This is a genomic window from Pseudomonas sp. PSE1(2024), from assembly GCF_050990555.1.
Taxonomy (GTDB): domain Bacteria; phylum Pseudomonadota; class Gammaproteobacteria; order Pseudomonadales; family Pseudomonadaceae; genus Aquipseudomonas; species Aquipseudomonas aphyarum.
On record NZ_CP158967.1, the window covers coordinates 5189418 to 5213355 of the forward strand.

The 23938-nt window shown below is 59.9% G+C and carries 16 protein-coding genes; 5 read left to right on the top strand and 11 right to left on the bottom strand.

The genetic code is table 11. From position 1 onward, the window contains the following. Positions 1-3 precede the first annotated feature (3 nt). Both ABTV87_RS23555 and ABTV87_RS23560 read right to left on the bottom strand, forming a co-directional pair. Entirely contained in the window at positions 4-1509 is a 1506-nt protein-coding gene (locus tag ABTV87_RS23555; RefSeq protein ID WP_433898450.1) for a glucosyltransferase domain-containing protein, read from the bottom strand. Between the two features lie 170 nt (positions 1510-1679). Beyond that, positions 1680-3101: an amino acid permease gene (locus tag ABTV87_RS23560; RefSeq protein WP_085606790.1), complete on the bottom strand. Its 1422-nt coding sequence runs from the start codon at positions 3099-3101 to the stop codon at positions 1680-1682. A gap of 498 nt (positions 3102-3599) precedes the next feature. On the opposite strand from ABTV87_RS23560, the gene ABTV87_RS23565 reads away from it, so the two are divergent. Then, complete coding sequence (locus ABTV87_RS23565) at positions 3600-6725, top strand: transglycosylase domain-containing protein (protein ID WP_273901859.1); 3126 nt, start codon at positions 3600-3602, stop codon at positions 6723-6725. 226 nt (positions 6726-6951) lie between these two features. Continuing rightward, the gene (locus tag ABTV87_RS23570; RefSeq protein ID WP_433898451.1) at positions 6952-11928 is read left to right on the top strand and encodes an NEL-type E3 ubiquitin ligase domain-containing protein; all 4977 of its coding nucleotides are present in this window, start codon (positions 6952-6954) and stop codon (positions 11926-11928) included. Positions 11929-11987: 59 nt separating this feature from the next. Here ABTV87_RS23570 and ABTV87_RS23575 read toward each other — a convergent pair whose 3' ends face one another. From ABTV87_RS23575 to ABTV87_RS23605, 7 genes are all read right to left on the bottom strand, one after another. Beyond that, positions 11988-13238 carry a hypothetical protein gene (locus ABTV87_RS23575; protein WP_433898452.1) on the bottom strand — a complete coding sequence of 417 codons (1251 nt, stop codon included), beginning with the start codon at positions 13236-13238 and terminating at the stop codon, positions 11988-11990. A 51-nt stretch (positions 13239-13289) separates the two neighbouring features. Beyond that, positions 13290-13793, bottom strand: coding sequence for a CS1 type fimbrial major subunit (locus tag ABTV87_RS23580; RefSeq protein ID WP_085606798.1), 504 nt, complete (start codon positions 13791-13793; stop codon positions 13290-13292). A 32-nt stretch (positions 13794-13825) separates the two neighbouring features. Beyond that, complete coding sequence (locus ABTV87_RS23585; RefSeq protein WP_085606800.1) at positions 13826-14326, bottom strand: CS1 type fimbrial major subunit; 501 nt, start codon at positions 14324-14326, stop codon at positions 13826-13828. A 32-nt stretch (positions 14327-14358) separates the two neighbouring features. After that, complete coding sequence (locus ABTV87_RS23590; protein ID WP_085606802.1) at positions 14359-15102, bottom strand: pilus assembly protein; 744 nt, start codon at positions 15100-15102, stop codon at positions 14359-14361. A gap of 44 nt (positions 15103-15146) precedes the next feature. Then, complete coding sequence (locus ABTV87_RS23595; protein WP_433898453.1) at positions 15147-16364, bottom strand: hypothetical protein; 1218 nt, start codon at positions 16362-16364, stop codon at positions 15147-15149. Positions 16365-16366: 2 nt separating this feature from the next. Further along, positions 16367-18889, bottom strand: a complete 2523-nt coding sequence (locus ABTV87_RS23600; protein ID WP_433898454.1) for a CS1-pili formation C-terminal domain-containing protein — start codon at positions 18887-18889, stop codon at positions 16367-16369. Positions 18890-18998: 109 nt separating this feature from the next. Continuing rightward, on the bottom strand, positions 18999-19493 hold the full coding sequence (locus ABTV87_RS23605) for a CS1 type fimbrial major subunit (RefSeq protein WP_127799732.1): 495 nt from the start codon (positions 19491-19493) through the stop codon (positions 18999-19001). Positions 19494-19985: 492 nt separating this feature from the next. Between ABTV87_RS23605 and ABTV87_RS23610 the strand changes: the two genes are divergently transcribed. Together ABTV87_RS23610 and ABTV87_RS23615 are read left to right on the top strand one after the other, a co-directional pair. Further along, complete coding sequence (locus ABTV87_RS23610; protein WP_433898455.1) at positions 19986-20561, top strand: PadR family transcriptional regulator; 576 nt, start codon at positions 19986-19988, stop codon at positions 20559-20561. Next, positions 20558-21343, top strand: coding sequence for a siderophore-interacting protein (locus tag ABTV87_RS23615; protein ID WP_007956648.1), 786 nt, complete (start codon positions 20558-20560; stop codon positions 21341-21343). The genes ABTV87_RS23610 and ABTV87_RS23615 overlap by 4 nt, the downstream gene beginning before the upstream one ends. Before the next feature lie 15 nt (positions 21344-21358). Here the strand turns inward: ABTV87_RS23615 and ABTV87_RS23620 are convergent, their stop codons facing one another. Both ABTV87_RS23620 and ABTV87_RS23625 read right to left on the bottom strand, forming a co-directional pair. Further along, positions 21359-21997 (bottom strand): Pr6Pr family membrane protein, encoded by a 639-nt coding sequence (locus tag ABTV87_RS23620; RefSeq protein ID WP_433898456.1) that lies wholly within the window; start codon positions 21995-21997, stop codon positions 21359-21361. A gap of 1 nt (position 21998) precedes the next feature. Continuing rightward, the gene (locus ABTV87_RS23625; RefSeq protein WP_007956650.1) at positions 21999-22229 is read right to left on the bottom strand and encodes a VF530 family DNA-binding protein; all 231 of its coding nucleotides are present in this window, start codon (positions 22227-22229) and stop codon (positions 21999-22001) included. Positions 22230-22529: 300 nt separating this feature from the next. Between ABTV87_RS23625 and ABTV87_RS23630 the strand changes: the two genes are divergently transcribed. Next, entirely contained in the window at positions 22530-23891 is a 1362-nt protein-coding gene (locus ABTV87_RS23630; RefSeq protein WP_433898457.1) for a carbohydrate porin, read from the top strand. Positions 23892-23938 lie beyond the last annotated feature (47 nt).

Genomic DNA, 23938 nt, shown 5'->3' on the forward strand with positions numbered 1-23938 from the left:
CGGTCACCATTGCAGCAAGCGACCGTGGGGCGGCTCCTTCATCACGATGAAGCCGTAGTCGCCAATTAGGTAGAGGCGGTAATAGAGGCTGTCCACCAAGGGTGGGTAGCCCATCAGACCGACATGGGTCGCGTTGCGCCGTTCGCGCTCGGCGACCACGTTGGTGATGCCGGCAGAGGGCAGATTTTCGGCGAGCATGAAGTAGTCGATGTTGAGTAGATAGTGCAGCACCGGCAATTGCTTGAACGTACCCACCGCCCCCGCCAGCCAGCGGTCGGAGTACGTCACCGAGATATAAATCCGTTTGGCTTCGCGCAGTTCGCGATGAGATGAAATGTCGTGGCTCAGGCTGTAGAGCGCATTGCTGGCGAAGGTTTTTTCCATCGTCAGCACCCGGCCATAAGCGAAGGACAACGACAGCGTGGCCAGAAGCGGAATCGCCAACACCAAAGGCAGCCGTTGATGCAGCGGCATCAACCCCAACCAGGCCAGATAGAACAGCAACATCAGCAGCACGCCGAACCCCATCAGGGTGCGTGCGCCTTCGTTGAAATCGCGAAACAGCAGCGTCATGCCCGGCACCAGCAGCACAATCAGCGGCAATGCCAGCAGGCTGGTGAAGCTCAGGAGCAAGCCCTTGGCGCGGGACATTTTGCGCTCGCGAATCTGCCGCCCCAATTGCACGGCGCCGAACACGGCGCACAGCACCAAAACAATAAAAACCATCGTGTAGCCGCCGTGAAACAGCAGCGCAATCTTCTCCATCACCCGACCGATATTGATGCCGATCTGCAGCAACGGATCAGCGCTCGCCTTCAGCAATTGCGTGCGCCCGTGGTCCGTGAACGGATAGGCCGTGACGCTGTAAATCAGCACCGCCAGCAGCAGTTGCGCCAGCCGCCAGCCTGACAGGTGCCAGAGTTCTTCCCACGGTACTCGCCGATGAACATTCCTGAGCAATTCAAGGCAACACAGCCCGAGAAACACATTGAGACTGATCTGATACAGCCCGATCGCCAGCGCCAGCAACATCGACGGCACCAGCCATCGCTGAATGCGTGAAGCGCTGCAAAACGTGATCGCGTAAATCACCGCGACCAGACTCAGCGCCATGCCGGCCCCGTCGTATTGATAGGACAGGTTCTGCAGCAGAAACGGGTTGTACCAGAGCGGCAACACCACCAGACAACAGGCCAGCGTCGGTTCGGGAAAATAGTGGAAGGTCAGCCGGGTCAACGCGAACGACATGGCTATCGTGGCGAGCAACAGCGGCAATGGAAAAATATTCGGCGCCGCGTCGGTGAAGGTCAGCGCCTGATACAACCAGTCCATGAACAACCGCCCCTGCCCGGCCCAAGCGTTGCCGGCGGCCAGCGTGCGCCAGTTGTCATCGATGTAGGGGAAGTCAGCGAGGATCAGCGGCAGGATGTACAGCAGCGTGGCGAGCAGGAAGAACAGCACGACCTGACGACGGCCGAGTTCTCGTACGAGAAAATCGCTGGTCCTCATACCTGCGCCTCTGTTCACGGCTGCGCTGGAAACAACGTAGATAAACCTTCGAACATGACTCTGAATCAGAAGTCGATTTTTGCGGCGCTTTCAGACCAGCGGCATCAACCTCGCACCCACGAAAAAGCCCCGGACTTTCGACCGGGGCTTCAGGTTTCAGCGACAACGAATTACGAAGCCGAACGCACCGCGCCCTGGGACGCATCGCTTGGTTGCAGCTTGAACACGTAGAACAACACGGTCAGCAGCACCAGGAACGCCGGGCCTACATAAAGGGCCACGCGAGTGTCCGGGAAGTACGCCATCAGGCCGACCACCAGCACCAGGAACGCCAGCGCCAGATACGAGCTGATCGGGAACAGCCACATCTTGTATTTCAGGCCGGCCCGTTCGCTGGCGCTCAGGCCTTTACGGAATTTGAGCTGGGCCAGCAGGATCATCACCCAGGTCCAGATCGCGCCGAAGGTGGCAATCGAGGTCACCCAGACGAAGACTTTTTCCGGCACCAGATAGTTGAGCAGCACGCCCAGCAGCAGCGCGAAGATCGACAGCAGCAACGCGCGACGCGGTACGCCGTTGCTCGATGTACGAGCGAAACCGGCCGGCGCCTGGCCGTTCTGCGCCAGGCTGTAGAGCATGCGCCCGGTGCTGAAGATGCCGCCGTTGCACGACGACAGCGCCGCGGTGATCACCACGAAGTTGATGATGCCGGCGGCGGTCTTGATGCCCAGACGTTCGAAGGTCATCACGAACGGGCTGCCCTGGGTGCCGATTTCATTCCACGGGTAGATCGACAGGATCACGAACAGCGCGCCGACGTAAAACAGCAGGATCCGCCAGAACACCGAGCCGATCGCATTCGGGATGGTCTTCTGCGGGTTCTTCGCTTCACCGGCGGTCAGGCCGATCATTTCCACGCCGAGGTAGGCGAACATCACCATTTGCAGGGACATGAGCACGCCCGTCACACCGTTGGGCATGAAGCCGCCGTGGGCCCACAGGTTGGAAATCCCCAGTGCCACACCGTCGTTGCCGAAACCGAAGGCGATGATGCCGATGCCGCCGAGCACCATGGCGATGATGGTGACGATCTTGATCAGGGCGAACCAGAACTCGAATTCACCGAACGCCTTCACTGCGATCAGGTTGATCGAGCCCATGCTGACCAGCGCCGCCAGCGCCCAGATCCAGCGCGGGACATCGGGGAACCAGATGCCCATGTACACCGCCACCGCCGTGATTTCGGCGACGCAGGTCACCAGCCACAGGAACCAGTAGTTCCAGCCGGTCAGAAAGCCCGCCAGCGGGCCGAGGTAATCCTGTGCGTAACGGCTGAAGGAGCCGGCGACCGGGTTGTGTACGGCCATTTCGCCGAGGGCGCGCATGATCACCAGGATCGCCAGACCGCCGATGATGTAAGACAGCATGATCGCCGGGCCGGCCATTTCGATGGCCTTGGCCGAACCGAGAAACAGACCGACACCGATGCAGGCGCCGAGCGCCATCAGGCGAATATGCCGTTCACCGAGTTCGCGTTTGAGCGGACCGCCTTGAGCGGTTTCGCCATGGGGCGGGTGATTGCCGACTGGCATGGGGGACTTCCTCGTCTTGTTATTGGATGTGACCACCGAGTGTTCAAGCGTCGGCCGATAAGCCTGCGCCTGGGTTAAACCGGCCGTGCTTCGTGGGCAGGACCGTCCCGCAGAAGCAACCTGCGGGATCAGCGGGGCGTGCAGTATAAAAAGCTTGCGACAGGTTTTTTCACTCTATAAGGCATCTGATTCAGACGTAAACCTCGCCAAATACAAGGTTTACGAGACAAACCATCCTGCATTTCGAGGATTATTCACCGCACAAATGGGCGCCGAGTATTGCACAGCAATGGTGCAACGTCATGCCGCGACCAAAGTCGCAGCGGCCTGAAGACCTCTCTGTTCCGGCCTTTTCAGGCTTTCGATCACTTGCCGGAAGGCAGCAGCCAGATTTGCAGATTTGTTCAGGGTCCCGCCTTCACAATTTTTTCACCCGCGCCAACCACCGACTAAGCTTCAGTCAAGTCCGATCAATCTGCGTGAATGGATCAATCGACTATGGGCGCTTTGTGGCAAACCGATTCGAGTGAAAAAGTGGTTCCGACTGAACGTGTGGATGAAGCGCCTGTACCTGAAAAACCCCGTCGTAACCGGCATGGGTGGAAGGCTTTCTGGCTCCTGTTGGTGATCATTGCGATTGTCGTGGGCCTGGCTGCGATGAAGGAAATGCGCACCTCGCGTTTTCAGTCCCGCGAGGTCAGCCAGTACGCCGCCAAGCTCACATACGAGTTGCAACCGGGGCCCAGCGAAGCGATCCGCTATCCGGGCAACGGGCCATTCGATCTGCGTCTGGGTTACAGCTCGCTGGACGAGTTCCTGCCGCGGCTGATCAAGCGCAACTACGTGATCACCGAGCAGACGCGCTTCTCCCCGGCGCTGCTCAACTACACCGACAAGGGCCTGTTCGTGCCCTACTCGGAAAAGATCCAGGCCGGGCTGTCGATCACCGATTGCCGTGCCGCGCCGCTGTATCAGTACAACTATCCGCAGCAGCTGTACGCGAGTTTCGATTCGATCCCGCCGGTGGTGGTCAACAGCCTGCTGTTCATCGAAAACCGTTTTCTGCTCGACCCAAAGCAACCCATGGCCAACCCTGCGGTGGACTGGCCCCGCTTCGGCATGGCCGCGTGGTCGCAGGTCGCCAAGCTGCTGCACTTGCCGGGGCAGTCGGCCGGTGGCAGTACTTTGGCCACCCAGCTTGAGAAATACCGCCACTCGCCCGACGGGCTGACGGTGTCCGGCGCGGAGAAAATCCGCCAGATGATTTCCGCCAGCGTGCGCGCCTATCAGGGCGGCCCGGACACCTTGCCGGCGCGGCAGAACATCATTCGTGACTACCTCAACAGCGTGCCGCTGTCGGCGGTGCCGGGGCATGGCGAAGTGCACGGCATGGCCGAGGGGCTGCGGGTCTGGTATGGCGCCGATTTCAACGAGGCCAACCGCAAGCTCGCGAGTACCGCCACCGATCCGAAGACCATGGCGGACAAAGGCCTGGCCCTGCGCGAAATGCTTTCGCTGATGATCGCCCAGCGCCGTCCTTCGCATTACCTGACCAAGGGCCGCGAAGAACTGGTCGAACTGACCAACAGCCACCTGCGCCTGCTGAAACAGAACGGTGTGATCGACGCCGCCCTGGCCGATGCCGCGCTGGCCAGCACCATCAGCTATCGCGACTGGCAGACCCAACCGACCATTCAGCCGATCGAAACCAACAAGGGCATCAGTGTCGCCCGCAGCCGGTTGGCATCGATGCTCAACCGTCCGCTGTACGACCTCGACCGCCTCGACCTGTCCGCCACCAGCACCTTGCAGGGCGAGCTGCAAACCCAGGCCACCGCCTACCTGAAAAAACTGGCCGACCCGGCCTACGCGACCGAAGTCGGCCTGATGGGCGAACGCCTGCTGACGCCCACCAGCACCACTCAGGTGCGCTACAGCTTCACCTTGTTCGAGCTGACCCCGGACGGTTCGCGCGTGCGGGTGCAGACCGACAGCACCGATCAGCCGTTCGACATCAACGAAGGCAGCAAGCTGGAACTGGGCTCCACGGCGAAGATGCGGGTGCTGACCACCTACCTGCAAATCATCGCGGAGCTGCATGACAAGTACGGCGCCATGACCGTGCCGGAACTGAAGAAAGTCGACGTGCCGGATCAGGATCGCCTGAGCCAGTGGGTGATCGATTACCTGATCCAGAACAAGGATCACGACCTGTCGAAAATGCTCTCCGCCGCCCTCGACCGCAAATACTCGGCCAGCCCCGGCGAGGCGTTTTTCACCGGTGGCGGCCTGCATGTGTTCCATAACTTTCGCAAGGAAGACAACGGCCGCCTGCCGACCCTGCGCGATGCCCTGCGCGAGTCGATCAACCTGCCGTTCATTCGCCTGATGCGCGATCTGGTGCGCTACACCACCTACTCAGGCCCGAACAACAGCGCCGAGCTGCTCAAGGACGACCGCGACCCGCGCCGTCAGGAATACCTCGCCTCGTTCGCCGACCGCGAAGGCACCTCGTTCCTGCTCAAGTTCTGGAAGAAGTACCGGAACAAGGACACCCAGGCCCGGCTCGATACCTTCCTCGACAGCATGCGCCCGACCCCGATCCGCATGGCCGCCGTGCACCGTTACCTGCTGCCCAACGCCAGCCAGGAAGACTTCAACACCTTTGTGCGCTCGCACCTCAAGGGCGTAAAAATCACCGAGAAACTCACCGACGAACGCCTGGAACGGCTCTATCTGGCCTACGGCCCCGGCACCTACGACCTGCCGGATCAGGGCTTCATCGCCAAGGTTCACCCGCTGGACCTGTGGATGATCGGCTACCTGCTCAACCACCCCGACGCGACCTTCAAGGACATCGTCAAGGCCAGCCAGTTCGAGCGTCAGGAAGTCTACAGCTGGCTGTTCAAGAGCAAGCACAAGGGCGCCCGCGACAGCCGGATCCGCACGATGCTGGAGATCGAGGCGTTCCTCGAGATCCATCAGCGCTGGCAGAAAGTCGGCTATCCGTTCGATCACCTGGTGCCGTCGCTGGCCACCGCCATTGGCAGTTCCGGCGACCGCCCCGCCGCCCTGGCCGAACTGATCGGCACCATCCTCAACGACGGTGTGCGCATGCCGACCCTGCGCATCGACAGCCTGCACTTTGCCGCCGGCACGCCTTACGAAACGAAGCTGGTCAATGACCCTCACGTCGGCAAACGGGTGATGCCGTCAGAAGTGGCCACGGCGATGCGCGAAGCGCTGTCGCAAGTGGTGGACTCGGGAACCGCCAAACGTGTTTCCGGCAGTTTCAAACTGAACGATGGAACACCGCTGACCATGGGCGGCAAGACCGGCACCGGTGACAACCGGATCGAGGCGATCGGCTCCGGCGGGCGGATTCTCAGCTCGAAGTCGATCAACCGCACGGCAACCTTCGTGTTCTACATCGGCGACCACCATTTCGGCACGCTCACCGCGTTCGTGCCGGGGCGCTCGGCGGAGAACTTCAAGTTCACTTCCGCCCTGCCGGTACAGGTGCTCAAAGGCATGGCGCCGATTCTGATGCCGTACCTGCAACCGGGCAGTGATTCGCAGTGTCTGGCGCCGCAAGTGGCGACGGTGGCATCCGCAGCGGACTGAATTGATCCGAGGTAGTAGTTATGTGTTTTATGCATTCCAATATTCAATAAATCAGGTATTAACCCGACACTTCGGCAGCAGGCTTTTAAACTAATTAATCCGCTCATTGAACGTTAGGCTGAGAATTCTTTACTTATTCAAGGCCTGCACCATGACTGCAACATCCATATATAAAGGGCAACATTACGACTTAATTAAATCGCGCATTGATCCGGTGTTCAGCGATATGCAGTTACATCGGGCCCAGGCGCTGAGCAACACGCCTCTGCAGCTTGAATCATGGATGATCGAGACTTCGGCCAACGAGCTGGAACGAATGTCCGCCGATAACCGAAAGGCGTGGGGCGCACAGAACCGTATCGATCGCCTGCTCGGACGACTTCAGGATGTGTACGCATTCGCCGAACCCTTGCTCAAGGCAAAGCTGCTCGAACAGTTCCAGATCGATATCGACGTCAAGAACACCTACCTGAGACTGTATGCCTCGGCTCAAACGCCCTGGTATGTCCACAACTTCAGCAAAGGCTCCAAGGCCAGAACCGTTTCGATGCTTGATGCGGCATTGCATAACTTCGCACGCGACGAGCGCTATCAACACTATTCGACCTTCATTATCAAAACCGATGTCGCACGCGACTTGTTCGACCCCTCGCCGATCAACCAGAAAATAAGCGTGAGCCAGTTTCAAGCGTTGTGCCGGGAGCTGGACATTGGCGCGCTCTACAAGCGCCATCTCGAGAGCATTCTGCTGGACAAGGAACCGGTGGCCGAAACGTACCTGCGCACCCGGGTCGAGCAAAGCCTGCAAGCGACGCTCAAGGCTGCCGCGCAAATGGCCCGGCTCAAAAAAGACATTGGTCACAGTGCCCATGGGCTGATCCGCGAAGTGCTGCTTGGCCGTCAGAATCTGCTGCTGGACGGCCAGGCGATGCGGGTCTGCGACCTGGGCATGATGGACCTGACGTTCACCGGCATCCTGATCATTCGGCCGGATCCGGAACAGCCGCAACACTCGCAAAAAATGATTGCCTATGTCCCCCATGACCCGGAGCACCCGCTCAAGGAATACGCCTCGACCCTGGACTTCATGCAAGAGCTGACCCGCCAGCTGCGGACCAACCAGACATCACCTTCCTCCGGACTCAGCTACCGGCAATTCTTCAGTCAGTTTGTCGATCATGAACAGCGCGGGCATTTTTTCGCCGGGCTCGAACAACGCCTGAGCTACGTGAAATGGTATCCGCGGGAACGGGGAGATTCGCGTCCCTCCTGGCGGGAAACACCGGTGGAGAAACCGCAACTGCAATTCAGCGCACCGCCGATCAGCTCGCCGCTGTGGACGTACCTTTTTCAGCAACGACTCAACAAGATCCTCAATGACGCCCGCCAGATTGCGGTGCCGACCGCCGACGCCGACGACAATGCGCGCTGGGCGTGGTGGGAAAACGTTCTGAAGATTGCCGGCGACATTTTCAACGCCGCGTTGTTCGTCGTGATGCCGTTCGTGCCGTATGTCGGTGTTGTGATGCTGGTCTACACGGCTTTTCAGCTGACCAATGAAGTCGTCGAAGGCGCAGTGGAGCTTGGTTATAAACACTGGACCGAGGCTGCGCAGCATGTCGTCGGTGTCGTCAACGATGTGGTGCAACTGGCGGCATTTGTCGTCGGTGGCCTGGCCGCGCAAAAAATCCTCAAACTGTCGCCACGGGTCGAAAGCATGAAACCGGTGACGGGACACGACGGAAAAATCCGCTTGTGGCACACCGACCTCACGCCCTACGCACAAACAGACATTGCCCCACCGCCCGCATCGAAACCGTCCGCATCCGGGCTGTATCGCCACGCGGACAAAGTGCTGCTGCCCCTCGACGGTCGGTACTACGCGGTGAAATATGACCGCAGCAACGGTCGCCATCGTGTCCAGCATCCGACCCGCCCACAAGCTTACTCGCCACAATTGCGCCACAACGGACAGGGTGCGTGGGTGCACGAGGGGGAAACACCGCAGGACTGGCAGGGCTCGATCCTGATGCGCCGGTTGGGCCCCGGCGTTGACGGCTACAACGATAGCGAACTGGAACACCTGCGCAGCATCAGCGGCACCGCGCCAGAATCACTGCGCCGGATGTACGTGGAAAACACGCCACCCCCGGCGCTCCTGTCCGATACCCTGACGCGTTTCCGGATCTGGGACGAAACCCGCAACGTCGGCCAGTTGATTCGTTCCGGACAACCGCTGGCCCCGACTGCCTACTGGTTCAGCCGAATCGTACCGGACATGCCCGGCTGGCCTGCCGACAAGGCGCTGAAAGTATTTGAAACCGCTGATTCGAGCGACAACTTTCACCTGTACGGCAATCCACAAGCGACAGCCGAACAGACGATGAGCATCGGCATGCCTGACCTGCTGGCAGGCGAGCTGCCGGAACGGCTGGTGGACTTTCTCGACGATGCAGACATGCAGTCCCTGCTCGGCCATCAATACCCCAAAAGCCAGCGGGCACAGGTGCTGCGCAACCTGCTGGGGGATATCGTGGAAACCCGTACGCCCGACATTTTCGATTACCAGTATCGGGCCGCAGATCATAGTGGCGATGCCCAGGTGCAACTGCTGCAACAGCAATTTCCACCATTGCCTTCACGGGTCGCCGAGGCGCTGCTGAAGAAAGTGACGCCGGCCGAACAGACCATCATCCGCGAAGAACAGCGCATCCCCCTGCGCCTGAAAGATCAGGCCCGGGAAAGCGCCTTTGAAATCAGTGCGGCGCGTGCCATTGAAGGTTTGTATGAACCGGCATTGCGACTGCCCGATACCGAGCGCTTGATTCTCAACGTCCTGAGACAACGCACCGATACCTTCGCCGATCTGCGCATTGAAGTACGCGAGCACTTTTATGACGGCGCGCTTCGCTGCAGTGTGGGCGACGAGCAGGCCAGTATCGTGCGCGTGCTGGTCCGGGATCAGCGTGGCCGCTATGAAGTGCGCGATGAGCGCAACGACAGTCTGCATCCTGCCGCAGACTTGTATGAAGCTATCCTGCTGGCCATGCCCGCCGATATGCGTACCGCGCTGGGTTACCGCGCCGGCCAGGGACAATTGTTCAGACAATGGGTGCTGGTCATGACCGAGCGCCCCGCCGAGCGCAGGACGCTGCTTGCGCGTCCACCGATTCGCGCGCAGGTTCCGTTGCAAACCGAACTGCTGCTGCGCGGGCCGGGGCAATCGAAAAAAGCGTTGAGCGTGGAAGAGAAAGTCCAGAACCTCTACCCGCATTTCGACCAGGCCGAGGCGTTGGCTTTCAGTCGATCCCTGCAAGCGAACGGTGCCCCTCACTCACAGATCAAGATGCTTGAGCAGGAGATTCAACAGCTCAAGCAGACCCTGGAAACCTGGCGTCAGCGCTACCTGACTGATTGGGATCCTGAAAACCCGGACAGCAACGTGCCACGTACCTATTGGGACTACCAGCAAAAGGGCGGGCAGTTTCTCGCCGAACGCTTGCTGGACTGTTTCGAACGCAAGTCGGAGGTGTTCGGCGAGCGCAGTCTCAGCGTGCAGGAAGGCTACCGGCTGGACCTGTCCAGCGAGTGGTTGCCCAAGGACATCGAGCGTTGGTGGCGGCAGTTGCCGGAAGAGCTGAAGCCCTGGATCGATCAGGTCACAACCCTGAACCTGGACGGATCGGTATTTTCTCAATCGCCGAACGGCCTGTTGAAAGACCTTCCCCACCTGCGCCATTTCAGCGCCCGCAACTGCGGGCTGACAGTTCTGCCGGAGCCTGTCGGCAAGATGCATTTGCTGGAAACCCTGCGCCTGAACGACAACCAGATCCGCCTGACGCCGACCACTGTCGAGCAACTGCGCAACATGACGCGCATGGAAACTCTCAGGCTCGATCACAACCCGTTGAGCCTTGCGCCGAATGTCGAACGCATGCCACGGCTCAAGGTGTTGAGCCTGATCGGCACCGGCCTCGAGAGCTGGCCACCGGGATTGTTCGAAAAATCCCGGCCACGCGGCTTCTTTCTTGATCTGGGCGCGAATGCGCTCAAGCGCATCCCGGATGTGCCGCCGGGCTCCGATAACGCGCGGCTGATCGCCCGTACCCGGGTCTACGCCAACAGGCTCTCGGACCCGGTTCGGGTCAAGTACGAACATTACCGGACTTCGGTGGGGATCCATCCACGCCTGACGTATAACAGGGCGGCGGAAGATCTGCTCGAGCGCTGGCCCGCATTCGTCGACACCTCGCTGCGCAACGAAACGGCCGGGCTCGGCACCTATCGCCCCGAGGCCTGGCACGACCTTGCGGGGGAGCCAAACGCCGACGGTTTCTTCTCGGTGATCGAAGACTTGACCCATTCGGCCGATTACATCGCTGGCGGCAAAGCCAATGATCAACTGACCGACCGCGTCTGGCGGATGATTGGCGCCATGGACATCGACACGCCGCTGCGCGAGGAGCTGTTTTTGATGTCGACCGATCCTGAAGGTTGCGAGGATGCCGGCGCGCAACTGTTCAACAACATGGGGGTCAAGGTGCTGGCTTCGGAGGCCTACTCGTACTCGACCAACCAGGCCGAGCTTGAGCGCAAGCTGGTGACACTGGCCAAAGGATCGGCGCGTCTCGGTCAGGTCACTGAAATCGCCCGGGCCGATATCAGGAACCGCACGGGCAATCCCGATGAAGTCGAAGTGCATCTGGCCTACGAAACAGGCATGGCGGCCAGACTGGAGCTGCCCTGGCAATCCGAAGGCATGAGGTATCGCCTGGTCGCCGGGGTCGATGATCAGACCATTGCCAAGGCTATCGAGTCTTTGCTCAAGGCAGAAGAAGGCGATGGCCTGGTCAATCAGATGATCGAGCTACCGTTCTGGGAAAGCTATTTGCGCAAGAACTGGCCAGGAGAAATGGAAACCAACAAACAGCTGCACATGGAAAAGCTCGACGTGCTGGAAGCGCTGAAATCCGCGCAACGGGACTGGGCTCAATCAACCGACTCGTTACCTGCCGAGCGCGCATTGCGCAGGCGCACCCTCAGCGACCTGGCAAAGCGCTTGCCGATTGCCGAACAGGAGGTTTTCACCGGAATGGAAATGAGCACCGAAACCTATGACCGCCTGCTTCGTGACATCGGTTATCAGGAGAAGGAACTGCGCCGCCAGCTCACCCGGGAGGCCATGAGCAGGGCCGGAATCTGAATATCGCCTGCATAACGATCACGCCCTGAAGCCTTGCAAAAGTCTTCAGGGCCCAAGCGCTAAACCTCCGAATCCCAGATCACCGTGACGTTGCCGACATAGCGTTTGCCTTTTCCCGGCTGGAGCATCTGTTCGACATACACGCCCGGAATCTCGAAGTGCAGCGTCGCGGGTGCTCGCTGCATGAAACTGGAAGGTTGAAACGCCACGCCATCAGGATTGTTGCTCAAGGGGCGGCGCTTCACCGGTTGGCCTGCGATATCGGAAATGCTGTCGGGCAGGCTCACACTCAGAAAAACCTGCGCGTCGGTGGCGCCGCTGAGCGTATCGCGCAATGCGCAGGCCCCGACGGCGGCGTGCTCGCATTCGAAGTGCATCTTGAAACGCGAGGACGCGGAAATATTGAAAGTCTGATCGCGAAACAGCCGGGTCGGTTTGCTGCCCTGCTGCAACCAGGCCTGCCAGCCGCCTTGCGGCACCAGCGCAACCTTGTTGCCGCCGGGCGGGATGTCGACCTTGAGCACATGCTGCACGTCGAGAAGAACCCTGAACGTCAGGCTGGAGGTGTCAGGCAACAGGTTGTTGCCCGTGTCGATGTCCTGACCGGAACCCACGCCATAGGTCAGTTCACCCGCATAGATTCCCGCCGACATGCCCAGCGGGTTGGGTGTACGCAGCTCATAGGCCACGTCCAGATAGTCGTAGGACATCCACGGAATGACGAATGCAGACTGTTTGCTGCACAGATTTTCGGCGGGGGTAAACCAGAAAAAACGAAAGAAGTTCGGACCATAAGAGGACATTGCACCGGGTTCGCACGGCCTGGGCGGTACGTGCCATCCCGACCTTGCCCAAAGCGCGTTATGCGCTTCGTATTCTCCGGAAACGCCAGTCAGATTACTTGCCGTATCACTGAGCACATAACGTGTACCGAAGCCACCGATACGCATTTCCACGGTTTGCGTCTCACCGGTAACGATATTGCGCACCGTCAGGCTGCGCCATTGCGCCGGCATCTTGAATGTCGCACCGTCGTGCTCAGCGCTTTCTGGCCGTATTGCCTGTACCGACGAGAAACGCATTGGCAACGAAACCCCCATAAGGTTGTAGCGTCGACAATCATTCGGGTACTGGCCGCAGTAACCGCTCTGCGGCGTCTGGTTGATGAACCCATTGTTCTGCGGGTTGGCGGGATCGGGGACGTAGGTCGCGCGAAGTTCCTGAGTGATGGCAGCCGCCGACGTTGAAAGCAGGCCACCGCAGAAGCAAAACACGCTGTTCTTCAAGCACTTGCGCACAGCTGAAACCATTGGCTATTTCCTTGCCTGTCAGGTCGTTTGTCCTTGTTCGGCATGCGCTGTTCATCCTGCCGGCGCCGCCACGTTGAACACGATATTGACCGTGCCGTTGTACTCGCCCGGCTTGTAGCCACCGGCCTGCTCGCGAGGCACGATCTCCAGTTGCACACGACGGCCCGCCGTCGCCTCCTCTGCGGACACCACTTGCCGGGGCGTCGGATCCTGGGCCAGTTCCTTGCCGTTGAAGCTGACGCGCAACACGATGTTGTCACGCGAATCGCCGCCGGCGGTCAGGTAAGGGAAATTCTCGAGACGCGCTTCAATGGCACTGCCGTCGGTTTTCACATCAAAGCTCTTGCGCAGCCCGAGCAACGTCGAGGTGTGGATATCCCACGGCAGGGTCTGCTCACGATGGATCCAGTCGGCTTCGCTGGGGAGCACGTAAAAGCCCAGTGTCGGAATGTCCACCGAGACTTCGAAGGTGTGCTTTTCCTGGGCGGCAAACACCGCCGGATGGATCGATGTCGGGACGCTCAGACAGAGTACGATGGCGACTCGCTTGATCATGGCTGGGATCTCTGCGTGGGTGATGGTGACAATCAACTTCCCGGTGCCTTTGCGTTGAACAACAGCATGACCGTGCCGTCGTAATCCCCTGGCTTGAAACCGCCGAGCGGCTTGATCGGATCGATTTCCAGCAGCACACGCTTCCCGACGGCCGCTTCGGCCTGCGACAGGACTTCGCGCGGACGAACGTCTGCGCTCAGCACCACGCCGTTGAATTTCACATGCAGCAGGATCTCTTCGCCCAGCCTGCCATTGGAGAGGCGTCCGGTGCTTTCCAGCCGCGCTTCGATTGCACTGCTGTCATGGCGCACGTCAAACGATTTACGCAAGCCGCGCAGGGTCGAGGTGTTGTAATCCCAGAGCAGGCGCTGCGGGCGGTGAATCCAGTCCGACTCTGCGGGGATGACGTAGAACGCCCGACTGGGAATGGTCAGGAACACTTCGAAGTTGAGCTCTTCGCGAACCGCCCAAGCGGGGATACTCATCAGGGCGGTGAAAGCCATCAGTGCCGCAGCGGCGCATTGCTTGTTCATGATCGATACCTGGCGCGTCGTGGATAGAGGCCTTAGCGGCGCGCGACCCTGAGGTCTTTCCTGTTGTCGCCTTCCACCAGTTTGAAGCGGTATTCGCGGCCGGCTTCTTTTTCAAAGGCGAAGCTTTTGCCAGCCATCACGTGGTGTTTGGTGGTCGCGCCGCAATCGGCTTCATTGCTCACCGAACAGCTTTTGAATTCGTCGACCACCATCACCGTGTTGCCGTTGTTGCGGATCTCGTAGCGTTCGGGCGTGTCGCTGATCACCGTGTCGAAACGCGCATCTTTGGGGCGCACGAAAAACACGATGCCAAATCCGGTCATCACGTTGACCCCGGCCGACAACGACTTTTTGTAGTCTTCGCGCTCCTCTTGGGAGACCACGAATTCGTCTTCCTTTTCCGGCACGACCGGCACGAAACGCACGCGGAAGTAGCGTTCGCGATCCCGCTCGCCCATGTACAGCAAGCGCGTGCCCTGCATGCCCTGCGCCGGCACGATCAGGCGCGCGGGGCTGGCCATGATGCCGTTGCGCGAAGCGCCGTCGGCCGCATTGACCACGGGAATCTCCTGCGGTTTGCCGTCGGCGTCATAGACGATTTCCAGCACATTGATCTTGACGAAAGCGGTGCTGTCACCGCTGTTGAAAACACGCTTCAGGTACGTACTTTTGTCGCCGTCGAGATAGTCGTACACGGTGCCGACATTGATCTGCGGCCCGGCATGGGCAGTCAGGCAACACAGGCCGGACAGCATCAGCAAAAACATTCGAGTCATGGAATTCAACCTCGTGAAAATGAAAATTGGCCAGCCCCGGAGGTTCATACTTCCGAGTCGAAAATGATGGTGACGTTGCCCCACAGCGTTCCGTTCATGCCGGGTTTGAGCAGCGATTCGATCCACCGCCGAGGGATCTGGAAACGCAAGGTGCCGGGTTTTCGATCAACGTAACGAGTAGGCTCGAACGGCCCCAGCCAGGTGTTGTGCGACAACGTGCCGGACCAGCCATCGCTGTTGCCGGGGCCTGTGATACCTCGGGGCAGGGTCAGCTTGACCTCGAACTTGGAAAAGCCCACTTCGTTGTTGCCGATGCCGCACTCAGTGCCGCCCAGCGAGTTGCAGATCATCATCACCTTGAAGGGTGACGAGGCCGACAGGTAAAACTGCTGGTCGCGATAGATCTCGGTCGGCATGCGCCCCGTGTCGATCCAGCGTTGCCATCCGCCAACCGGTTCCATCGTCACCTTGTCGCCGCCGGGTGGCAGATCGACTTTCAGGGCGTGATGAACGTCGAGCACGAAGTCCAGGGTCAGGCTGGAATCATCCGCACGAAAAAAGGGCCCCATGTTGAAGTCCGCGCCACCCGCTCCGACGCTATAGGTCAATGCGCCGGTGTACGTACCGGTCGGCATGGTCAACGGATCGGGAGTGCGCAACTCGTAGGCGATATCGAGATACTCGAAATCCATATGCCCGACATCCATCGCGGCAGTCTTGATACAGCTGCCTTGCACGGGCGTCTTCCAGAAAAACTGATAAGTCGTCGGTGAAGGAAGACCCCATCCGCTATAGAGGCAGGGGGGCGCGGCGTAGACCCAGGAACTGCCCTCCCAGAGTTTGCGATGCGCCTCCCCCACATCAGACTCGCCTGTCAACTCGGTGACGGGCTTGCTCAAGCGAAAGCGCGAGCCGATTCCGCTGATTCGGACCTCCACCGCACGCGTCTGCTGGGTCTGCCGATTGGTTACGTTCAGGACTTGCCAGGCGGCGGGCACTTTCACCCAGACACCATTGGCCGAAAACAGCGGGGTAAACGTACTGAAGCGAATCGGCACCCGGATGCTGAACATGCCGTTGCTGGCGCACTCACTCGGGAAATCCGCGCAATAACCACTGTTTGGCGTCTTGTTGACGAACACATTCTTGTTCGGCTGCGAGGAGTCGGGTTGGAACAATGCCCTGATTTCCTGATTCGCCGCCTCGACCGAAGGCAGGCTCAGTGCCGCGATCAAGGCCATGAATACGGTTAGCTTTTTCACGCTCAACCCGCCTTCTGATCGGTAAAGGTCGCATCGGCCAGGGTGTCCGGTGTGCAACGCAGATCCCCGATCATCAACACATTGTTTTCGCTGCGGTGCTGATCCGCCTCCAGGCGGAACTGGCACAGCAGGCGGTTATCCTGGCGCACCTCGAGGGTCGGCGAGCCGGCGTTCATTTCCATTGAGAAGAACCCGTCGACCTCGGTCACCCCGCGACTGGCGTGGTTGATCACGTGATGCCCCTTGAGTGGATGGCCCTGTTCGTTGACCAGTCGACCGAGCACGGTCAGGGTTTTCATCACACGGATCTTGCGGTAGTCGACCCCACCCTTGTTCAGGTGATAACGGGTGCGCGCCGGTTCGATGGTCGCCGCAGGCACGCTGTTGCCTTCGAAGTCGAAGCTCACCGAGCTGTTCTGGTACGCCGTGATAGGGATGAAGTTGCGCCCTGGTTTCAGCGCTGCGCTGCCGCCGCTGAAGTCGTCGGCGCGTAAGGCAATGCCCTCGATGTCCGACTCGACGTCGACAATCATCCCGGCCCCGCGCATTTCGTATTCGCTGGTCATGAGCATCTGCTGGCCGCCGACCACCAGTGTGCTGTCGAGGTTGAGACCGCCGGTGAAATTGCCGTTGTAGGACGAGCGCTGGATGAAGCCGTCGCCATTGATCGTGTCGGTGCGAAAGTTGGCCAGGCCGGAAGCGCCGATGCCATAGGTGTCGGTCAACGCCGTCACTGAGACGTTCTGCAGGAGGTGCCCTTTGAGGTCCTTGCGCCAGCCGATCGAAGCGTTGTTGTCGCGCCCGCCGTCGCGGTCGGTGCGCGAACCGATGCTGCCGGTGATCTGCTCGCCGGGCGCGCCCAGAGCCATGTTCAGGCTCAAGTCGACCCCGCGATTACGCGCATCGCCACTGCTGTAGCTGCCCGGTCGATCGAACAGTGACAATCGCCAGTTGGCGTCACTGCCGAACAGTTCGCTGCGCCGGGTCCAGCCCAGATCCACGCCGACGCCTTCGACATTGCCTTCGCTGTGGGAGACCCGTGCGTTCAACGAATTACGGCTGTTGAGCCGGTGATTGAGCGCCAGCGATGAGTTGCTGGTTTCACCGATGAACACATTGCGCTGACGAACCCGGGTGCCGTCCGGCAGGGTTTCGTACTGGTCGGTGGTGTCGAGCCAGCTGCGGTTGTGGCTGATCACCAGACTGCCGGAACCGTAGTTGTACAGGCTCTGCAAGTCGAGGCCGGTGCCGTGATCCTCGGTCTTGTAGACGTTGGCATACAGGCTGATGTGATTGGCCAGGGTCCAGTCGATGGACGTGCCGTATTGCAGCTTTTCGCGAATCTGCCGCGCCGACAGGCCGAGGATGACTCGCGGGTGCAGCAGGTAGTTGAGCGAGGCACCCGCCGTAGGACTGCCGCTGGACTGTTGATCCCAGTTGCTCAGCAGTTTCTGTTCTTCACCGGCAAACAGGTTGTAGCGCCAGCGCTCGTCGAGGTTGCGCCAGTTGCTGGGCTTGTACACCAGCTCCTGGGTGCTGGACGTCATCTGGCCGTCTTCGATCAGCCGCACTTCCACCTCGTAAATGCCACCGGGCAGTGGTCGGGTGTCGAGGGTCTGCAAACCGGCGGGTATCGATTGAGTGTTGATCAGCAGACCGTCGCGCCAGATCTCCACCGAGCCTTGGCGATTGGCGGTGACGTAGATCGGGTAGACGCTGGGCGCTGCGTTGTTGATCGCCAGGCTGTCGGAGCTGCCGTACATCACGCCGACCGCCGTGTCAGGGCTGGTGCCGAACGTGCGCGGCTGACGGGTCAGCCCTTCGGAATTGGGCGTGAAATAGCCCAGGCGAAAGAAATTGCCTTGCAGTTCGCGCTGGGTGTAGAGCTCGTGGACGGCGTGATAGAGCTTGTCGTCCGGGCCGCCGAGGCGAGCCATTTGCATGTTGAAGGTCTGGCTCCAGTTACCCAGGCTGCCGCTGGCTTCGAGGCCAAAACGTCCGCCCAGATCCTGATCCTGGCCACCATTGAGGTTGAGCTGGTTGCGCACCATCAGGCCGCTGCTGCCGTCTTCGGGTTGGTCATAGAAACGCTTGGTTTCCAGGTCGCGCTCGGCGTTCTCGGTGAGAACCGAGAGCAACGAATTTTCCAGGTTGTAATGCACCGCCAGCACCTGATCGGGGCAGGAGCCGGTGCACGCGCCCAGCGGCACGCCAGGTTTGAGATAGGCCGCCCACTTCTCGCGTTCGGCGGGTGTGTAGCGGTTTTCACTGGTGTCAGTGAATTCCAGCAACGTGACGCGATCATCGCGGGACAACACCACCATGGCTTCCCCCAGCGGTTGCTGGTCGAGTTCGACCCGCACCGCCAGCGGCACATCGAAAAAGTGCTCTTCGAAATCTGCCGGCAAACCTTTGGCCTGCGCCAGCAGACTGCGCGGAGTCGTGCCGGCGGGTTCGGAAGCGGCCGCTGCGTTGGCACAAAACAACAGCGCAAGCGCAGCCGCGACGGGTGTCATCGGGAACATGAACTCGTACTCTGATTTACAAAAGTTGAAGTCCGGCGGAACAGACACTGCTGCTTATCCCGCCGGGGAACGCGACTCTGGCAAGCTGCGTTGAGTGCAGATCAACCGATTACTTGCCACCACCGATCGGCGGCACGGCATCGAAAGTCATGGCGACAACACCGGTGTAATCACCCGGCTGGAAAGTGCTGCCTTTGGCACTGATTTTCAGCGGCGCGCGATAGTTGACGTCAGACTCCGACTCACCCACGACCATTTGCGGGGTCAGGGTCAGTTCCTTGTTGTTGAACAGCACTTGCAGATCGATCGCCTGGGCGCCGGAGATCAGTTTCGGCACGCTTTCCAGGCTGGCATGCACAGAACCGTTGTTATTGCGCACATCGAAGAAGCCATTGACTTCACGCATCTTGCCGGTGCTTGGCTGGAAGCTCATGTCCTGGTCTTTGTTGACCAGGTCGGAGTCGGTCGGCACCACGTAGAAACCGTTGGTCGGTACGTGGGCGATCAGGCTGATGGAGTGACGGGCTTCACCGGCAGCGAAGGTCACGGACGAGCTCAGGGCCAGGGCAGCGAGAGAAGCGGTGATTGCGATTTTCTTGAACATCGGTCAGTACCTGTTTTCTTTTTAAGGAATCGGAACATTAAAGTTCATGTCACACCGGTCGATAAGTACCGAAACATGGAAGTTCAACGCCGGGGCATGATCGACGCTTGTCTCAAGAATGTAAGCAGGCAACTTCCCACGAGCTTGTAGTTCAACAACCTCGCGACACGAAAGAAAAAACATCAAAAAATCAAAATATATAAAAGTAGCTGTAAGACATTCCCTACCTACAGTTATTCATGAAAAAAGTTACAGCAGCTTCGACAATACCGGTCAGCACTTTCTAATCTTTTTAGAATATAAGCTCAAGCATTAATAGAGTGATAGCTTTAACTTTCCGGTTATTCCTGTCTCGATCAACAAGCCATGGCGGTCCTCCGTCGGAGCGCCTTTCTCGCCGTCGACCACTCGTCAGCTCTGCGGCAAAAAGCCCTTGCCCAGTCGTAAAGATATATCTTAAGTTGTATCTAAACACGACGAGAGAAGACTGAAATGAGAGACCATCATCCCCCCCACCGCGACCACGGCGACAGCCGTGACGGCTTCGAAAAGCGCCACGGCCGCGAGCGCGGCGGTCGCGGCCCGCGGGTATTCGCCCCCGGCGATCTGAAATTGCTGCTGCTGGCGCTGATCGCCGAACAGCCATGCCACGGCTACGACCTGATCCGCCAGATCGAAACCATGTTCGATGGCGCCTACAGCCCCAGTCCCGGCGTGATCTACCCGACCCTGACATTCCTCGAAGAGAGCGAAATGATCACCGGCGACGCCGAGGGCGGCAAAAAGCGCTACGCGGTGACCGATGCAGGTCGCCAATCCCTCAGCGAACAGGCGGTGGCGCTGGACGGCGTGCGCATGCGCATCGACGTCAGCAAGCGCTCACTGCGCGGCCACGACCGGCCGCCGGAAATCCATGAAGCGGTGCACAACCTGCGTCATGCCCTGCAGATGCACCACGGGCGCTGGAGCCCGGAAGAAATCCTGCGGGTGCGCGACCTGCTCAATGACACCGCCAAAGCCATCGTCGACGGCCCCGCCGTTCAATCTGCCCCGGAGAAAGCCGAATGACTGAAGTACAGACCCAAGGCATCCATCGTGTGATGCACGAAATCAAACGTCGCCGCCTGGAAGTGTTGCGGGTGGTCGACCTGACCCCGCGCATGCGCCGCATCACCCTCGGCGGACCGGAACTGGCCGGCTTCATCAGCCTCGGTACCGACGACCACGTCAAACTGCTGTTCCCGCAGAACGCCGAACAGGCCGCCGCACTGGAAACCCTGGTGCTCGGCGGCGGCAAGAGCGATGTACCAATGCCCGAGATGCGCGACTACACCCCGCGTCGTTATGACCTCGACAAGCTTGAACTGGACATCGACTTCGTCCTGCACGGCGACGGCCCTGCCTCGACCTGGGCCGAACAGGCCAAGCCCGGGCAGTTCCTGCACATCGGCGGCCCGCGTGGCTCGATGATCGTGCCGGACATCTTCGACAGCTACCTGCTGATCGGCGACGAAACCGCCCTGCCCGCCATCGCCCGCCGCCTCGAAGGCCTGGCAGCCAATCGCAAGGCGCTGGTGGTGATCGAAGTGGAAAACGGCAAGGAACAGCAGACACTGGAGAGTGCCGCACAGGTCAATGTGATCTGGGTATTGCGCGAAGGCGGCAAGGACAATCTGCTGACCACCGTCAAACAACTGCAGGTGCCCAAGGGCAATCTGTATGCGTGGGTGGCGACGGAAACCAAAGTCTCGCGGCAGATCCGCCGGGTGCTGCTCGATGAGCACGGGCTGGATGAGCAGTTCGTCAAAGCCGTCGGTTACTGGCGCGCTGAGGGCTCAGAAGAAGAGTGACAACAAGCGGCGGCGCTATTCGCGCCGCCCTTGCCAGCGATCAATCCCGATCAGCAACAACGCAATCAGCACAAACCCCAGCAGAATCCCCCCGGCATTGACGAACACCTGTGGATAACCCAGCAGTGCCACGTCAATGAACGGATACGCGTAAGCCCCCAGCAAATGCCCGCGCAACAGCGCATAGGCGAAGTACACCAGCGGATAGATCAGCCACAGCGGCAGGTGCTTCAGACGCAAAGTGCCCTTCGGCACACACAACCACCAATACGCCAGAAACAGCAGCGGCATCACGTCGTGGAGCAATTCGTCAGCGATAAATTGCCAGCCCTGCGGATGCCACAGATGTCTCAGCAGAATGCTGTAGGCCAGGCCCACCACCGCAATGCTCACCGCAATCCCGCTACTGACCCACGGCTGCAAAAACCAGCGCCGTGCAGCGGATTCGCGATCGGTCACCGCGCAGGTCAGCACCACCGCAACCAATGTATTGGTAAGCACCGTGAAGTAACTGAAGAAGCTCACCACCCCGCCCAGCAGACTGGCGCCGACGCTCAGGCGCGCGAAGAAAATCAGGTACAGCTGAATTCCCAGCCCGGCCCAGCCCAGCACCGCAGCCGAAGTGATCAGGCGTCGCCGCAGTACGGCGTTCATCTCAGAGTGGTCGCTTGGTGCGCATCAGTTTCACGTACAGACGTTCGACCTTCTCCCGCGCCCATGGCGTCTTGCGCAAAAAGGTCAGGCTCGACTTGATGGTCGGATCGCTCTTGAAGCAACGAATGTCGATGCGCTCGGCCAGGCCCGACCATTCGTAGTGGGTCACCAGTGCATTGAGGATCTGTTCGAGGGTCACGCCGTGCAGCGGATCGGGGTTGTGGTCGTTCATGCCGGGCCTTTGGGCGAAGTGAAAATGCAGAAGCCGCGCACCTTAGCCGAGGGCATGGGCGGGTGGAAGGCCTTGGGTTAAATGTAGGCCAACCGGAGAAGATCGCAGCCTGCGCCAACGCCCGCAATGCGCTGTATTGCCGCACTGTTACCGAATCCGAAAGGGTTCATGTCTGCAAAAGCACTTTGTGTTTTTGTAACAGGACATTATCCTGCCGCCCTTCTGCTGAATCGCTTCACTGCCTGCGTCAAATCGTAGCGGCCAGCTTATCCCCCAAAAAGATCAAGAAAGACCCTATTCATGCCCGATTTTCCGTTCTCCCGAGACAGCGCTATCTCAACCCTGCGCCTGATCGGCGGCTGCACCGCCCTTGGCCTCGCCACCTGCACCCAGGCCGCTCCGGCCTTCGACAGTGAATCACCGTGGATGCTCGGTGACTGGAACGGCACCCGCAGCGAACTCGCGGCAAAAGGTATCGACTTCAAGCTCGACTACACCGGCGAAATGGGCAGCAACCTGCACGGCGGCTACGACCACGACCGCACCGCGCGCTACAGCGACCAATGGGGTCTCGGCACTCATCTGGACCTGCAAAAACTGCTGGGCTGGAACGACGCTGAATTCCAGCTGACCGTAACCAAGCGCAGTGGCAACAACATCAGCAACGACCGCATCAACGACCCGCGCGTCGGTGGCTTCACCTCGGCCCAGGAAGTCTGGGGCCGTGGCCAGACCACCCGCCTGACGCAGATGTGGTACCAGCAGAAATTCCTCGACCAGAAGCTCGACATCAAGGTCGGCCGCTTCGGCGAAGGCGAAGACTTCAACACCTTCCCGTGCGACTTCCAGAACCTGGCGTTCTGCGGCTCGCAGGTCGGCAACTGGGTCGGCGGCATCTGGTACAACTGGCCGGTCAGCCAGTGGGCGCTGCGCGTCAAATATCACCTGACGCCGGAGCTGTACGCGCAAGTCGGCGCCTATGAGCAGAACCCGTCGAACCTCGATCGCGGCAACGGCTTCAAGCTCAGCGGCAGCGGCACCCAGGGCGCGATCCTGCCGATCGAACTGGTGTGGAAGCCGAAGCTCAACGGCCTGCCGGGCGAATACCGCGCCGGTTACTACTACAGCAACGCCAAGGCCACCGACGCCTATAAAGACAGCAATGGCCAGCCTGCCGCCCTGAGCGGCGAAGCCTATCGCAGCGCTTCGAGCAAACACGGCGTGTGGCTCGGCGTGCAGCAGCAGGTCACCAGCGTCGCCAGCGACAACTCCCGTGGTCTGAGCGTGTTCGCCAACGGCACGATGCACGACAAGAAGACCAACGCCATCGACAACTACGTCCAGGCCGGCGTGGTCTACAAAGGCCTGTTCGACGCCCGCGCCAAGGACGACATCGGTTTCGCCCTGGCCCGCGTCCACGTCAACCCGGCCTACCGCAAAAATGCCGAAGCGACCAACCAGGCCCGCGCCGTCTACGACTACGACGACCCGTCGTTCCTGCCGCCGCAGGACACCGAATACAGCGCCGAGCTTTATTACGGCGTGCACGTCACCAACTGGCTGACCGTGCGCCCGAACCTGCAATACATCCGCCATCCCGGCGGTGTGGACAAAGTCGACGACGCGCTGATCGGCGGGATCAAGATCCAGTCGTCGTTCTAACCCAATGCAGGCCGCTCAGGCCTGCAGATGAAATTCGATAGCTAGAC